The organism is Glutamicibacter sp. BS14 (assembly GCF_056934375.1).
Map to the genome: position 1 here is coordinate 3248978 of NZ_CM167801.1, position 15811 is coordinate 3264788.

The 15811-nt window shown below is 61.7% G+C and carries 13 protein-coding genes; 8 read left to right on the plus strand and 5 right to left on the minus strand.

What is annotated here, in order from left to right:
• Positions 1-21: 21 nt before the first annotated feature.
• Both AC1Z36_RS15370 and AC1Z36_RS15375 read right to left on the minus strand, forming a co-directional pair.
• Positions 22-996, minus strand: coding sequence for an ADP-ribosylglycohydrolase family protein (locus tag AC1Z36_RS15370; RefSeq protein ID WP_332486511.1), 975 nt, complete (start codon positions 994-996; stop codon positions 22-24).
• A gap of 824 nt (positions 997-1820) precedes the next feature.
• Complete coding sequence (locus AC1Z36_RS15375; protein WP_332486513.1) at positions 1821-3140, minus strand: YjiH family protein; 1320 nt, start codon at positions 3138-3140, stop codon at positions 1821-1823.
• Between the two features lie 417 nt (positions 3141-3557).
• On the opposite strand from AC1Z36_RS15375, the gene AC1Z36_RS15380 reads away from it, so the two are divergent.
• From AC1Z36_RS15380 to AC1Z36_RS15395, 4 genes are all read left to right on the plus strand, one after another.
• A complete protein-coding gene (locus AC1Z36_RS15380) occupies positions 3558-4583 on the plus strand; it encodes a 3-oxoacyl-ACP synthase III (RefSeq protein WP_013348415.1) in 1026 nt (341 codons plus the stop codon).
• Positions 4577-7168, plus strand: a complete 2592-nt coding sequence (locus AC1Z36_RS15385; protein WP_483561973.1) for an alpha/beta fold hydrolase — start codon at positions 4577-4579, stop codon at positions 7166-7168. Before AC1Z36_RS15380 ends, AC1Z36_RS15385 begins: the two co-directional genes overlap by 7 nt.
• The gene (locus tag AC1Z36_RS15390; protein ID WP_105661848.1) at positions 7165-8172 is read left to right on the plus strand and encodes an NAD-dependent epimerase/dehydratase family protein; all 1008 of its coding nucleotides are present in this window, start codon (positions 7165-7167) and stop codon (positions 8170-8172) included. The genes AC1Z36_RS15385 and AC1Z36_RS15390 overlap by 4 nt, the downstream gene beginning before the upstream one ends.
• A gap of 125 nt (positions 8173-8297) precedes the next feature.
• A complete protein-coding gene (locus AC1Z36_RS15395; RefSeq protein ID WP_105661923.1) occupies positions 8298-9158 on the plus strand; it encodes a prephenate dehydratase in 861 nt (286 codons plus the stop codon).
• Positions 9159-9207: 49 nt separating this feature from the next.
• Here AC1Z36_RS15395 and AC1Z36_RS15400 read toward each other — a convergent pair whose 3' ends face one another.
• Entirely contained in the window at positions 9208-9882 is a 675-nt protein-coding gene (locus AC1Z36_RS15400; RefSeq protein WP_102598037.1) for a response regulator, read from the minus strand.
• A 10-nt stretch (positions 9883-9892) separates the two neighbouring features.
• Positions 9893-11503 (minus strand): sensor histidine kinase, encoded by a 1611-nt coding sequence (locus tag AC1Z36_RS15405; RefSeq protein ID WP_105661847.1) that lies wholly within the window; start codon positions 11501-11503, stop codon positions 9893-9895.
• 229 nt (positions 11504-11732) lie between these two features.
• Here AC1Z36_RS15405 and AC1Z36_RS15410 point away from each other — a divergent pair, with 229 nt between their 5' ends.
• From AC1Z36_RS15410 to AC1Z36_RS15425, 4 genes are read left to right on the plus strand one after another with little or no spacing between them, the layout of a single operon-like run.
• Complete coding sequence (locus AC1Z36_RS15410; RefSeq protein ID WP_105661846.1) at positions 11733-12746, plus strand: Bug family tripartite tricarboxylate transporter substrate binding protein; 1014 nt, start codon at positions 11733-11735, stop codon at positions 12744-12746.
• Entirely contained in the window at positions 12743-13246 is a 504-nt protein-coding gene (locus AC1Z36_RS15415) for a tripartite tricarboxylate transporter TctB family protein (RefSeq protein WP_332594928.1), read from the plus strand. The genes AC1Z36_RS15410 and AC1Z36_RS15415 overlap by 4 nt, the downstream gene beginning before the upstream one ends.
• Before the next feature lie 21 nt (positions 13247-13267).
• Positions 13268-14854 (plus strand): tripartite tricarboxylate transporter permease, encoded by a 1587-nt coding sequence (locus tag AC1Z36_RS15420; protein ID WP_483561974.1) that lies wholly within the window; start codon positions 13268-13270, stop codon positions 14852-14854.
• On the plus strand, positions 14851-15252 hold the full coding sequence (locus AC1Z36_RS15425; protein WP_332727091.1) for a universal stress protein: 402 nt from the start codon (positions 14851-14853) through the stop codon (positions 15250-15252). The genes AC1Z36_RS15420 and AC1Z36_RS15425 overlap by 4 nt, the downstream gene beginning before the upstream one ends.
• 69 nt (positions 15253-15321) lie before the next feature.
• On the opposite strand, the gene AC1Z36_RS15430 is transcribed toward AC1Z36_RS15425, so the two are convergent.
• Positions 15322-15720: a DUF4282 domain-containing protein gene (locus AC1Z36_RS15430; protein ID WP_105661845.1), complete on the minus strand. Its 399-nt coding sequence runs from the start codon at positions 15718-15720 to the stop codon at positions 15322-15324.
• Positions 15721-15811 lie beyond the last annotated feature (91 nt).

The following is a 15811-nucleotide window of genomic DNA, read 5'->3' on the forward strand; positions in this document are numbered from 1 at the left end:
AGCAAGATCCCGCAGGAGAACTTAGCCCGCGAGCTCACTCGAAATATCGACAAGCTGTTGCATCCTCATTCCGGGCCAACCGTGGACCATATCCACCCACTGCGCCGGAACACTCGAGAACCCTGAAGCTGCGCCAATGAGCGATCCGGCGATGGCTGCCACGGTGTCGGTATCCACGCCTCCGCGAACAGCCGCTTCCAGCACCGGAACCAAGCGAGCGTTCCCGTCTTCCGGTTCGGCGGTGGCGATCGCGCTCCAAGCACCTTGGAATGCTTCAACGACCCAACCGTTATTTGTGAAGTCCCGAGGTCGATGGTTTTCGGCCTGGTGGATGCGCTGCTCCCATGCTTGTGCGCGTTCTGGTTCAAGCATCGCAAGACCACTGCGAATATCTAGTTCGCCGGTGAGCACAGCGTGGTGAATGGCTACTGTCCAAAGCCCGCAGGCCTCAGCGGCTTCATCATCAAAATGGGTCAGCTTGCTGATAGCTGCCGCAGCTTCGAATGCGGCAGCAGGCGGTTCAGACAGATAAGCCAGCGCCACGGGCGCTGTGCGCATGAGACTGCCGTTCCCGCCGGAGCGGCCAGTTCTCCGGTGAATCTGTTCAGAACCAGCTAGCGCATCATCAGCGGTCGGCTCGGCTCTTCCGTCAGCAGACGCAACATGCTGGGCGTGGGCAAGGACAGCCCGCGTCTGGTTGCCGACGTCCGGTGCGTTCGTGGCCCATTTGGCCCATTCCCGAACCATGTAGTTGCTCGCGTCACCATCAAGCTTGCCGTTGGAATCCAGCAGGCCCTGGGCAATGACTATGGCCATTGAGGTGTCGTCGGTCCACTCCCCGGGCGCAAAATCGCCCAACCCGCCACCAATCATCGAGATTTTGGCGGATTCGGGCAACGGTGCGTTGAATTCGTAGCCCGCGCCCAGGGCATCTCCGGCAGCCATCCCGGTCAGGACTCCACGAATTCGATCTTTCACCTGTACTGAATGTGCCATTTGCGCCTTTCACAGGGTGGTCGCCAATGCAGAGTAATACTGCTTGGATCCACTGTACCGATGCGCGGCGACAGTAGAGCTACCTGAGCGGCCCCGATAGCGTTCCCACGGTTGATTTGCGTCCTTGCGTCGTCGACCGGAATAGCGAACGAGGACATTGATGCGGTCACGATAACCGTTCCGCTTCTACCTGCGATCCCGACTTCGGTAAATAGCTCACCCGGTTGGCTTCGTCGCTGTCCCGGCTTGCTGCAAGCGCTCACGGGCATCGCCGAGCGGAGGCAGATCTCCTTGATCTCGATAGGCGTTTGACCCAACTTCTTGCAGTTATGGCCAATGCCCTGCAGGAACCAGGTTCCTGCAGGGCATTGGATGTCGCCAGCCTCGGTCGTTGCGCCTAGGCGAATGCAGGCGGTGGCGGAGTCGTGGGGTCAGTTGGGTGCCCCGGCGCCGGCTCAGTGGGATCCTGCGGGCCCGGGGGCGGGATCGGCCCATCCGGATGCGAAGGGCTTGGTGGTACGTCCGGCTGCGCCGGGCTTGGCGGAGCATCTGGTGTCGGCGGTTGCGCTGGCGGTTCTGGCTGGTCGGGAATACTCGGATCACCCTGCATCGGAGCACCTGATTCGTGTAAGTGATTCATTGGAACCTGCTTTCCGTCGTATCGGTTCGACCATTCAACGACGGATCGTCTCCGCCTTGCAACGGCATTCAGGAATCGCAAAGCTGCAACAGTGCCGCGACATGGCGTGGTCGCGTCGAATCGGAAAGCATCACTCGGTTCAACCCATTGGTTTCGCAAGCTGCCGTGCGCCAGCGCAGCCGACCTATAGCAGCATGCGCACGATTGGTGTCGCGATGAGGATGGTCAGGACAACGCGCACGAACCAGATAGCTACCATCTGCGGGATGTTCAGCGGAATCTGCGTCGCCAGGACGCATGGCACCAATGCTGAAAAGAAGATGATTGCAGAGACGCAAACGATGGCGATCACCATGCGCAGCTCGATGGATTCGTGTCCCGCAATGAGGGTTGCTGGAAGGAACATTTCAGCAATGCCGGTAGCCGAAGCCTTGCCAGCCAGCAACGGGTCATCCAGCCCGACGATCCAGGCAAATGGGACAAACAGGTATCCTAGCCAGTCGAAAACTGGAGTGAAGCGGGCAACCACCAGTCCGAGCAATCCGACAGAGAGAATGGACGGCAAAATTGCCATGGCCATTTTCAGCCCATCCCATACGTTGGCGCCGACATTCTTGAGCAGCGATGGCGCTCGCCGCGAGGCTCCCATGGCTTCGCTCCAGGCAACGCGTGCACGATTGCCCGTGACCAGTTTTTCCTTGTCATGTTCCATGCCCAGGTACGTCGTGTCTGGAATCCGGCTCAAAGGCGGAATGCGCACCGAAATGGCGGTCACCGCAAAGGTGACTACCAGCGACAGCCAGAAGTACAGGCTCCAGTGGTCCATCAGGTCCAGCGCCTTGGCAACAATAACCATGAAGCTGGCTGACACCGTGGAAAAACCGGTAGCGATGATGGCAGCTTCGCGACCCGTGTAGCGGCCGCCACGGTACATGCGGTCGGTGATCAGCAGACCCAGCGAGTAGCTTCCCACGAAGGAAGCCACGGCATCCACGGCCGAACGTCCCGGGGTGCGCCAAATTGGACGCATGACCGGTTGGCAGAAGACACCAAGGAACTCCATCAGCCCGTAGCCAACTAGCAAGGCCAAGAAGATGGCACCTACTGGAACGATCAAGCCAACGGGAATGACCAATTTGTCCAGCAGAAAAGGACCCATGTCCGGATCGCTGAGCCACGCCGGGGCAAAGTTGAAGAGCAGCGAACAGCCGACAGCCAGCCCGAAGATGTTCAGGAATGCGAATATGCCACGTACCTTGGATGCCTTCCATCCTCCGGTGACGAAGGGAATAACTGTCCCGCAGACGAGCATCAGCAAGATAATGTACGGAACGACCGGTGCCGCGGCAGTTTGAATCCACGTCACCAAGTGATCCAACGGGATGGTGCTCTTGCCGTTGATGGTGATGGGGAGGAAGAAGAACAAAATACCGATAAGGCTATAGATCACGAATCGCAGAACGACCGGAAGAGTGCTTTGTGCTTCAACGCTTGAAGTTGTCATTGGATACCGCCTTGTCGATGAGGGCGAGGGCATCAGCGTGATTTGATGCGCTATCCATACAACGCGACTCTGGCCCAGCAATGTGACGGGGATCGCTTTTATTGTCCGGAGTTTCAGACTTCGCGCAGATGAGCGCTTCTGCGCGCTTCCTGTGGCTGCGCAGATGGAAGCAGGCCCACAGAACGATCGCCCCCACTTGCCATGATTCTCATAGGACTAGTCTGTAGGATCGATATAGTCTGCATAGGCACTGATTCCAGCTTTCGGCTGAAAAAATGCGCTCAAATAGGTCTTGGCGTCATGCAGGGAATAACCTAGGGAGAACACATACGCAACCGATGGCGCACACCCATCGGCCACGACGTTTCAATGCAGCACGCAGCACATAGATAGTCCAGCAGAAACGAAGGCACCATTTTGAACGGCAATGCCACCTTTAAGCACCACAACGTTGCGCTTTTATCAGTGAACAGCGTCCTCGCACCCGAGGTGGTGAGCTCTGCAGAATTCGACGAGCGACTTGCTCCTAGCCTGAAACGCCTTCGCCTGTCCAAGAAGCTTCTGGAACGAGTTTCCGGGGTCAAGGAACGCCGCTGGTGGTCCGATGGCGTTGAATTCGACGACGCTGCAATTCTTGCCGGCAAGAAGGCGCTGGCCCAGGCCGGTGTCGATGCCAGCGAAATCGGCCTGCTGATCAACACTTCGGTCACCCGCCGCAACTTGGAGCCGTCGGTGGCTTCCAAGGTGCACAACGGCTTGGGCTTGCCATCCTCCGCCATGAATTTCGACGTGGCCAACGCCTGCCTCGGCTTCGTCAACGGCATGAGCCTGGCAGCGAACATGATCGACTCCGGCCAGATCAAGTACGCCCTGATTGTTGCCGGCGAAGATGCCAAGCCAACCCAGGAAACCACTTTCCAGCGGCTGAACGCTGAAACTTCCACGCGCGATGACTACATGCGTGAATTCGCCACGCTGACCTTGGGTTCCGGCGCCGCCGCTGCGGTCATTGGCCCAGCGGATGCGCACCCGGAAGCGCACCGCATCGTCGGCGGCGTATCGCGTGCCGGCACCGAGCACCACGAGCTGTGTGTCGGCGGACCCTCGGGCATGTACACGGACACGAAGGGCTTGCTGGATAACGGCCTCGAACTGGTCGTGGATGCCTGGGATGAAGCCCATCAATCCGGTTGGAATTGGAAGTCCATGGACCGCTACGTGACCCATCAGGTTTCCAAGTCCTACACCAATGCCATTATCAAGGCCGTCGGCCTGGTCAAGGACCGCGTGCCAATCACTTTCTCCAAGTGGGGCAATGTCGGACCGGCTTCCCTGCCCATGACCCTGTCCCAAGAAGCCGACTCGCTGAAGAAGGGCGACCGGGTGCTGTGCATGGGCGTCGGTTCCGGCCTGAACACCGCGATGATGGAGATTGCCTGGTGACCGAGCTTTTCCCCGGTGTAGATGCCATTTATTCGAAGTATCTGGAAGTACCGTCCACGTCGCAGGTGGACTCCCCGGGCACTAGGCACCGGTGGCACATCCTGGATAACAACGAAGAACTGAAGCAACGCGGAATTGAGCCGGCCGGCACCTTGCTCTGCGTGCACGGCAACCCCACCTGGTCCTACCTCTGGCGCAGCCTGCTGAACCATGTGTCCGAGCACGGGCTGCCGTGGCGAGTGGTGGCAGTGGACCAGCTGGACATGGGCTTCTCCGAGCGCAGCGGCAAGTTCCGCCGCCTGGCCGACCGCGTCAACGATCTCGGCGATCTGACTGGCGCACTGGGGCTGACCGGCAAAATCTCCACCGTCGGCCATGACTGGGGCGGCATCATCTCCCTGGGCTGGGCCGTTTCCCACCCGGACCAGCTGGAGAACGTGGTGTTGACCAACACCGCAATCCACCCTGCAGGCTTCGAGCTTCCCTCCGCGCTGAAACTCGCGTCCCACCCCGCGGTGCACGGTTGGGGCACCAAGACTTCCCCTGCCTTCTTGCAGGTAACCCACGCGCTGGCGCAGCCGGCCTTGGCCCCGGATATCCGCAAGGCCTTCATGGCCCCGTACACCAACGCTGAAAAGCGCGAGGGCGTAGCCAACTTTGTCGCCGATATCCCGTTCTCCCAGGATCACCCAAGCCGTCCGGCCTTGGACGAGATCTCGGAAGCAGTGCGCTCCTTGAAGGTCCCGGCCCTGATGCTCTGGGGACCCAAGGACCCGGTCTTCTCCGACCGCTACCTGCGCGATTTGATGTCGCGACTGCCCCACGCCCAGGTACACCGCTTTGAAGGCTCCAGCCATTTGGTGGGCGAAGACAACGATATTGCCACCCCGATCTTCCAGTGGCTTGCCGGCGAGAAGAGTTCCAAGAACACCTCGCGTGCCCAATCCCTGGGCGAATACCGTCCGATGCTTGCCGAACTCGATTCGCGCACCGAGGACCAATCGGCCGCGGTCGTGGACATCAATCCTGCGCGATCGCTGTCCTGGGCCGAACTGGGGCAGCGCGTGAATGCCCTGGCCGCAGGATTGCGGCAGATCGGAGTGGAGGCCGGCGACCGGGTGAACCTGCTGGTTCCACCGGGAATTGAACTGACCACCCTGATCTACGCCTGCCTGCGCCTGGGTGCGGTCATTGTGGTGGCCGATGCCGGCCTTGGCACCAAGGGCATGGGACGAGCCATCAAGGGCGCTGGCCCGAGCTACCTGATTGGCATCGACCGTGCGCTCACCGGTGCGCGGCTGTTCGGCTGGCCGGGAACCAGGATTGCCGCTGGAGACCTGCCTGCTGCGAAGCGCAAGCTGCTGGGGGTAGCCCATACCCTGCCCGAGCTCTATGAAGCCGGCAGCCAGGCCGCTTCCGGGTCCCGGGTTTTCGAGCCATCCGATCCGGATGCCGATGCGGCGGTCCTGTTCACCTCCGGCTCCACCGGTCCGGCCAAGGGAGTGGTGTACACGCATCGCGAACTGGCCGCCATGCGCGATACCCTGCGTGAAACCTACAACCTCAAGGCCGGCTCTGCGCTGGTGGCAGGCTTCGCGCCGTTCGCGCTGCTGGGCCCTGCTTTGGGTGCCACCTCGGTCACCCCGGACATGGACGTCACCGCACCGCGGACCTTGACTGCCGCTGCGTTGGCAGACGCCGCCCTCGCGGTGGATGCAACCACCGTCTTCGCCTCCCCCGCCGCGCTGGCTAATGTCCTGGAAACCCAGGATGCGCTGAACCAGGCTCAGCGGGAAACCTTGGAAGGCGTCTCGCTGATGCTGTCCGCCGGCGCCCCGATTCCCGAGCATCTGCTGGCCAAGGTGCAGGATCTGGTTCCCAATGCCCGGGTCCACACCCCGTACGGCATGACCGAGGCCTTGCCGGTCACCGATATCGACTTGGCCGGCATCCGCGCTGCCGGAGCGGGCAATGGCGTGTGCGTGGGCACCGCAGTCGCCGGAGCCACCGTTGCCATCGCGCCGATTGACGCCCTGGGCGTGGCCGGAGACAAGCCGGAATACACCCCGAATGCCACCGGCGAAATCCTGGTCCGCGCCCCGCACGTCAAGGACCGCTACGACCGGCTGTGGATCACCGAACAGCTCAGCGTCTCCATCCCCGGCTGGCATCGCACCGGCGATGTCGGGCACCTGGATGAGGCCGGACGCCTGTGGGTCGAAGGACGCCTTGGCCACGTGCTGCGCACCGCCAAGGGCGCGATTACCCCGGTAGCCGCCGAGCACGCTGTCGAGTCGGTTGCTGGCGCTGGCCGTGCCGCGCTGGTCGGCGTGGGACCTGACGGAACCCAGGCCGCGGTGGTCGTCATGGAAACGGTGCCCGCGGCCCGCAAATCCGGTCCGGCCGCCAGCGATCTGGCCCGCCAGGTTCGCGCCGCGGTCGCGGCCACCGGCACCGAGGTGGCAGCGGTCCTGGTAGTCCCAAGCCTGCCCACCGATATCCGGCACAACTCCAAGATTGACCGGGCCGCGCTCGCCCACTGGGCTGCCGCGACCCTCGCAGGTGGAAGGATCCGCAATCCGTGAGCCCATCGAAAAATGAAGACGCTGCCCGTCGCGTTCTGGTCACCGGAGCCAGCGGCATGCTGGGTGGCGCTGTAGCCCAGCTATTGCGCGACAAGGGTCACCATGTGCGCACCTTCCAGCGCGGCAGCTCGGCATCAGCCACTGATGAAGTCCGCGGCTCGCTCACGGATCCGCAGGCTGTCGCCGCGGCCGTGGAGTCCATGGACGCGGTCATCCACCTGGCAGCCAAGGTCTCCTTCACCGGTGCATGGGAAGACTTCGCCGCCACCAATATCGCGGGAACCAGCAATCTGCTCGAAGCGTCCAAGCGCGCAGGAATCAGGGATTTCGTGTTCGTCTCTTCCCCTTCCGTGGCGCACTTCGGCGATTCGCTGGCGGGCGCCGGTGCGGGTGAGGCCGATCCGGCCAAGGCGCATGGATTCTATGCACGCTCCAAGGCAGCGGCCGAGCTCAATGCCCTGGGCGCCGATTCGCCAGCACTTCGCGTCACCGCCATCCGCCCGCACGTTGTGTGGGGGCCCGGCGATACCCAGCTGGTGGAACGCGTCATCCAGCGGGCCAAGGCCGGACGGCTGCCCCTGCTGGACCAGGGCGCAGCACTGATCGACACCACCTATATCGACAATGCCGCTGCGGCGATTGTCCGCGGCCTGGAACGCATGGACCACGCCCACGGGCGAGCCCTGGTGGTCACCAATGGCGAACCTCGGCCGGTGGGCGAGCTGATCGCCGGCATCTGCAAGGCTGGCGGCGCCCCGGCTCCGAAGCTCAACGTTCCGGGCTGGCTGGCCCGTGCGGCCGGTTCGGTGATCGAGAAGTTGTGGTTGGCAGCCGGTTCGCGCAACTTGGTTCATGATGAGCCGCCGATGACCCGTTTCCTGGCCGAGCAGCTGTCTACCGCGCATTGGTTCGACCAGCGCGAAACCCATGAAGTCCTGGACTGGAAACCTGCGGTAGGCATTGACGAGGGCCTGGAGAAGCTGGCGGATCACTACCAGAACTAGTTGGCCGGGAAGGCAGCCGCCGTTTTTGGAGCGCGCGCAGTTGCCTTGGCAGCAGTCCGTGCGTCTTGGCGTCATCTGCTTTCGTGGATTCCTGCCCAGCCATTGCGCTGGGATATCTTGATTCAATGAGCAAGAAGATTTCATACCAGGGCGAAGCCGGCTCCAACTCGAATATGGCCTGCATGCAACGTTTCCCGGACATGGAAGCCGTGCCTTGTGCCAGCTTCGAGGACGCGTTCGCCATGGTGGAAAACGGTGAAGCGGAGCTGGCGATGATTCCGATAGAGAACTCCATTGCCGGTCGCGTTGCCGATATCCATGTCCTGCTCCCCGAGTCGGAACTGCACATTGTCGGCGAGCACTACCTGCGGATCCGCTTCGACCTTCTCGGACTGCCTGGCAGCACCATCGCGGATGCGGCCGAGGTGCACAGCCACATCCATGCGCTGGGCCAGTGCCGCAAGGTCATACGCCAGCACGGCCTGACCCCGGTGATTGCCGGTGATACTGCAGGTTCGGCCCGCGAAGTGCGCGAATGGAACGATCCTGCCAAGCTCTCGCTCGCTCCGCCCATGGCGGCCGAACTCTACGGCTTGGAGGTGCTGGCTTCCGGTGTCGAGGACGACCAGACGAACACGACCCGCTTCGTAGTGCTCGCCCGCAGGCACGAACTGCCGCACCGTTCCCAGCTCCCCGACTCGGTGATTACCACTTTGGTGTTCCAGGCGCGCAACGTGCCTAGCGCGCTATACAAGGCATTAGGCGGATTTGCCACGAACGGCGTGAATCTCACCCGCATGGAAAGCTACATGGTCGGTTCGTCCTTCGCCGCTACCACCTTCATGGTCGACATCGAGGGCCACCCCGAAGACCTTCCTGTGCGCTTGGCGTTGGAAGAACTGGAATTCTTCACCTGGGAAATCAAGATCCTCGGCACGTACGCGGCCAGCGAGCATCGCCAACGGGGTTCGGCAGCTTTCGTCTAGGCCTGCCCCGGCTTTCTGCGTCCGGGGGCGGCTGGACGATCCGCTGCCACTACCCCCTCCATGAGTAGCGGCGTTCGGGCCTGCCGACTCCCCCGTAGCGCAGGTTCACCTGAGCCAGGTTTTCCTCTGCCAGGTATTCCAGATACCGGCGAGCGCTCACCCGGGACGTGCCCAGCTTCTGCGCGGTTTCGGTGGCCGATATGGGTTCGGCAGCTTCCTTGACGATGCTCTCAACCAGTTCCATGGTTTCGGCGCTGCAGCCTTTGGGAAGAGGCCGGCGCTTTTGTCCGCCGAGCCCGAAGAGCATGTTCACATCGGCCTGCTGCAATTCCTGGTCCGCTGCTTCGCCCAGCGGCTGGTAGGCCTTCGCGTAGTGCTCCAGCCGTTCGCGCAGGTCATCCCGCGAGAAGGGCTTCATCAGATAGTGGACGATGCCGCCACGAAGCGCGCGGCGCACGGTATCCATTTCCCGCGCCGCGCTGATCACCAGGACATCGAGCTCCGGCTGGACTTCGCGCAGGCGCTGCAAGAGGTCCAGGCCGTTCATGTCCGGCAAATGGATATCGAGCAAGATGAGATCCGGCGAGAGCGCGCCGGCGGCCTTGATCGCGTCACCGGCGGAGTGCGCCACGCCGACCACGGTGAACCCCGGTTCGCTGTTGACGAATCCAGCGTGCACCTTGGCGACCATGAAATCATCGTCGATCACCAGTACTTTGATCACTTCTTGCTTCCTACTTCCTGAGCGTGGCGGTAAACCGGGCACCTTGTGCATTGGCCGCGGCCAGCTCTCCACCGCGGCGGCGGCAAACCAGGCGGCTGATGGCAAGGCCGAAGCCCCTGCCGCCGGAAACCGCGCTGTCCTTGGTGGAGAAACCTTGGGTGAAGATCTCGTCCATGGCATCTTCCGCGATGCCTTCTCCATTGTCCCTCACGGTGATTCGCACCAGCTCGCTGGTTTCCTCGATCCCGACCTGGATTTCCGGATTGGCAGCCGCAGCGGCCGCGTCCATCGCGTTATCGACGAGATTGCCGATCACGGTGGTCAGATCCCGCGCCAGCTGGTCCTCGCACCTGCCCAAGGTTGAGCTAGGCGCCATCTTCAGGTGCACCCCTCGCTCGGCGGCCACGCTGGACTTGGCAATCAGCAACGCGGCAATCGTGGGTTCGGCGATGCATGCGGAGACGTCCTCGAAGATCTTGCTCCGGCTGAAGCTCACGCCATCGATGAAGCCCACGACCTCGTCGTATTCCCCGAGCTGGATCAACCCGGAAATTGCGTGCAGCTGGTTGGCGAATTCATGGGTCTGCGCCCTGAGCATGTCGGCGGTGGCCTTGCTGTCTCCAAGTTCTTGTTCCAGCAGGGTCAGTTCGGTCTTGTCTCGGAAGGTGGTGACCGATCCCAAATCCCGCCTGGCGGTCTTGACCGGCATCCGGTTGAAGACCAATACCCGCTCGCCGACAAGGAATTGCCGGTCGGGCAGCTCTTGGCTGGTGGTCAGTGCATGGCGGACCTGCGGAACAACATCCAATTCGTCCAGGGTCCTGCCCACGCAGTGACTGGGCAGCTGGAGCAGCTCGATGGCGACATCATTGGCCAGCATCACCCGGCTATCCGGCGACACCGAGATGATTCCCTCTTTGACTCCGTGCAGCAGGGCTTCGCGATGCTCGAAAAGCTCTGCAATTTCCCGGGGTTCAAGCCCGCGGGTCTGGTGCTTGACCCGGCGGGCCAGCAAGACTGAGCCGGCGGTCCCCAGCAGCAGGGAAATGACCAGGGTGAACAAGGCGTTGGGAGCGATCTCCTGGATCATCTCGCCGGTGCTGGGATAGCTTTGGCCGGCGCTGACAATGCCGACCATCTTCCCTTCGTCGTCCAGCACCGGAACCTGCGCAATCAATACGTGGTTGCCATTGCGCCAGATTTCCCCGGTCCATCCGCGGCCTTCGGTGACGGCGGATTCAGGGTGCAGTATCGAGGTTCCGACTTCATCCGGGTAGCTGGAGGTGACGACCGTTCCCCGGGGATCGGCAATGGTCACGAATTGGAGACCCGAGGTGCTGCGCACCGATTCGCCCATGGCCGGCAACGCCGAACCCATTTCCGGCTCCGCCTCGGGAAGGAGCACGCGCAGCAGGGGGTTTGCAGCCAGCGATTCGGCGGCCGAGAGGCTGCGGCGCCCCTCGATTTTTTCGAAGTTATTGGTGGCCTGGGTCAGCGATACCGTGATGACCCCTGCCAGCACCACCGCGATAATGAGCAATTGCAGTATCAGGTACTGCCCTGCAAGGGTCAGCTTGCGGCGCGTGTACAGATTAGCGAGCCAGAAACGCACGGCACCCATTGCCTCGCCCCCAATATTCCAGAAATCCACGTTGCACCCGGCAGGTCCTTGCTGGCACCTGCATCCGGGCACTGTGCTACCTTACCGAAGATTCGAATGGTTCAGATCACAATTTCCGGTTACACAATGAACAGTATTTTCTTTGAGTACGCAAGAGTGACCCGGCTCACGATGGCACGTAAGTTGGTATCACTCGCAACCCCGATGAAAGCAAAGAGGCTGAATCCCCATGAAACCCTTCAAGTCGTTCCGTGCGCTGAGCGCGCTGGCAGCTGCCGCTGCACTGGCCCTGACCGCCACTGGCTGCGGCGTGACATCAGAGTCTTCCAGCACTGATGCCGCAGAGTCCAAGGGCCCCATCGCGAACCTCCGCATCATGGTGCCAAACACCCCAGGCGGCGGCTACGACACCACTGCCCGTGTTGCCGCCAAGGTGATGGATGACGCATCGCTGGCCAGCAACCCGGAAGTCTTCAACCTTGCCGGTGCCGGAGGCACCGTCGGCTTGGCCCGCATTGTCAATGAGAAGGGCAATGGCGATCTGGCCATGCTCATGGGCCTGGGCGTGGTGGGTGCAAGCTACACCAACGAAACCGACTCCAAGCTGACCGATACCACCCCGATTGCCAAGCTCATCGAAGAGCCCGGAGCGATCATGGTTTCCAAGGATTCTCCATACAAGAGCATTGACGACTTGGTCAAGGCCTGGAAGGACGACCCAAGCAAGCTCTCGGTCGGCGGCGGCTCCTCCCCTGGCGGCCCGGACCATCTGCTGCCAATGCAGCTGGCCGAAGCCGTGGGCATTGATCCCAAGGACGTGAACTTCGTATCGTACGATGGCGGGGGCGACTTGCTGCCGGCCATCCTGGGCAACAAGCTGGCCTTCGCTGCCTCCGGTGCCGGCGAGTACATGCAGCAGATCGAAGAGGGCTCTGTTCGCGTACTGGCCACCAGCGGCGAAGAGCGCCTGGAAGGCGTAGATGCCCCGACCCTGAAGGAATCGGATATCGATCTGGTGTTCTCCAACTGGCGCGGTCTGGTGGCTCCACCTGAGATTTCCGAAGAGGACAAGGCCAAGTGGGTCAACCTGGTCACCGAAATGCATGATTCGGCCGAGTGGAAGGAAGCCCTGGCGACCAACGGCTGGAGCGACGCCTTCATGACCGGTGACGAATTCTCCGCCTTCCTCACCGACCAGGACGAGCGCGTTGCCAGCGTCCTGAAGACCCTGGGCCTGGCGTGAGCGAAGTAGGCACCGCAAAGAAGAAACGCGTCGAACTCCTGTTCGCCGCGTTTCTTCTTATCGTCGGAATCATCGTGTTTGTTGACGCGTCGCAGCTTCATGTGACGTACTCCCAGGCAGACGTTGTAGGTCCCAAGGCCCTGCCTTACGTCGTCTCGGGCATTCTCATTCTTTCGTCCATTGCCTTGGCCATCACCGTCATGCGTGGCAACCTTGCAGCGGGCGAAGAAGGCGAAGACGTGGACCTGAGCCAACCTTCGGATTGGAAGGTCCTGCTCCCGCTGATCGGCATCTTCGTGCTGAACCTGCTGATCGTGAATTGGGCTGGCTGGGTCATCTCGGGAACCATCATGTTCTTCGGCGCGGCCACCTGCCTGGGTGCGCGGCGCTGGGTATTGACCTTGGTTATTTCGCTTGCCTTGGCGCTTGGTTCGTTCTACGGCTTCTATCTGGGCCTGGGCATCAAGCTTCCGGCCGGAATCCTCTCGGGGGTGCTCTAATTGGAAACTCTGGATTTATTGATGGGCGGCTTCGCCTCGGCGCTGACCCCGATTAACCTGCTCTTCGCTTTCGCCGGTGTCATCCTGGGCACCGCTGTAGGAGTGCTCCCGGGCATCGGCCCGGCCATGGCTGTGGCACTGCTGCTGCCATTGACCTTCGGCATGGAAACTTCCAGCGCACTGATCATGTTCGCCGGCATCTACTACGGCGGGATGTATGGCGGGTCAACCACCTCGATCCTGCTCAATACCCCGGGTGAATCGGCAACAGTCATCACGGCCATCGAAGGCCACAAGATGGCCAAGGCCGGCCGTGCGGCACAGGCCTTGGCCACCGCGGCCATTGGATCCTTCGTTGCAGGAACCATCGGTACCGCGCTGCTGGTGACCGTCGCCCCGATCGTCGTGAAGTTCGCGGTGAGCCTTGGCGCACCGAGCTACTTCGCCATCATGGTCCTCGCTTTGGTAACTGTCACCGCAGTCTTGGGCTCTTCCAAGATCCGCGGGTTCGCTTCCCTGGGCTTGGGCTTGGCCATTGGCCTGGTCGGCATGGACCCGGTCTCCGGGCAGCAGCGCCTGACTTTCGGCTTCGCTCCCCTGGTGGACGGCATGGACATCGTGGTGGTCGCCGTGGCGATCTTCGCCATTGGCGAGGCGCTGTGGATTGCCGCGCACTTGCGCACCAGCCCGGCCCGCACCATTCCGGTGGGTGCCCCGTGGATGGGCAAGGAAGATTGGAAGCGTTCGTGGAAGCCCTGGCTTCGCGGTACCGCCTTTGGGTTCCCCTTCGGCGCGCTGCCTGCCGGCGGTGCCGAAGTTCCGACCTTCCTGTCCTACGTCACCGAAAAGAAGCTGTCCAAGCATCCTGAGGAGTTCGGCCACGGCGCCATTGAGGGCGTTGCCGGCCCGGAGGCCGCGAACAATGCCTCTGCCGCTGGCACCCTGACTCCGATGCTCGCCTTGGGCTTGCCCACCAATGCCACCGCTGCGGTGATGCTGGCGTTCTTGACCATGAAAGGCATCCAGCCCGGTCCGCTGCTCTTCGAGAATGAACCAGACCTGGTGTGGGCCCTGATTGCCAGCTTGTTCATTGGCAACACGTTGCTGCTGCTGATCAACCTGCCATTAGCGCCGCTATGGGCGAAGCTGCTGAAGATCCCGCGCCCCTACCTGTACGCAGGCATCTTGTTCTTCGCAACGCTGGGCGCCTTCTCGGTGAACATGCAGGTAGCTGATCTCTGGCTGCTGCTGCTGATCGGTTTGCTGGGCTTTGCCTTGCGCCGCTTCGGCCTGCCAGTGCTTCCGCTGATCCTTGGTGTCATCATCGGCCCCATGGCCGAGGAACAGCTGCGCAAGACCTTCCAGCTTTCTGCTGGTGAAGTCTCAGGTCTCTGGAGCGAGCCGCTGGCCGTGGGCATCTACGTGCTCATCGCCGTCCTGCTCCTGCTGCCAGTGCTGATCTCCGCTATTCGGCGCAAACGCGGGACAGCGTCTGCCGCCGCCGAGGCCCTGCTGGGCGACGATGCAGCTGGCGGCCCCGAACCGGAACAGGCGAAGCCTGGCCACGGAAATGAGAACAGCAAGGCTGCTGAAAGGAATGAATCATGACGATCGTAGTGGGCTATATTCCCTCGCCAGAAGGCGAAGCCGCCTTGGAACGAGCCATTCTCGAAGCCAGGCGCAGCGAGGTGCGATTGATCGTAGTGAACTCTTCGAAGGGCGATCAGCTCGTTGACGACAGGCTCATTGACGCGAAGCAGTACCACGAGCTGGAAGCCCGCCTTTCCGATGCCGGCATCGATTTCTGGATTGAGCGCCACACCCAGGGTGCCGATGCGGCAGACCAGATCCTGCATGTAGCCCAGGCCCAACGAGCCGAGCTGATCGTGATCGGCCTGCGCAAGCGGACGGCAATGGGCAAGTTCCTCATGGGAAGCAACGCGCAACGGATTCTGCTCCAGGCTTCCTGCCCAGTGCTGTCGCTCAAAGCGTCCAGCGACTGGTAGTTCTGCACGCTGTTCGCTCAACAACGGCCAATGGCCCGCACCACGGGTGCGGGCCATTGGCCGTTGGACTTACTTCTGGTAAGGGTTGGCTGGCGGAGTGCCGCCGCCATTGGCGGTTGGATCCTGCGGCTGCTGGGGAGCAGGAGGATTACCCGGGTGCGGGCGGTAGCCGCCTTCTGCCGGCGGGATGCCACCGGCCAGACGAACGAGTTCAGTGGTGTTCTCTGCCGTGCGGATCTGTGCCAGCAAGGATTCGAGTCCTGCACGGACCAGTACCAAATAGACTAGGGACACCAAAGGACCCACGATCAGGAGCATGAGGAAGCCGAGCATTGCATCAGCCATGAACCCGGAAATCACGATTCCGAGGTAGCCGATCGCCAACAGGACCATGATCAGGATGTAAACGATCTTGATGATCGATGGCGTGATGAATTGTTTGAATTCCAAGTCGAAGAGGGACTTCACCTTATTTGCTTCTTTCTTTAGAGAAATTGCGCTGTCCCGCCCACGTTATCGAATTTCGCAGTATTCTCCCAGTAGCTGGAGCGGAATATCT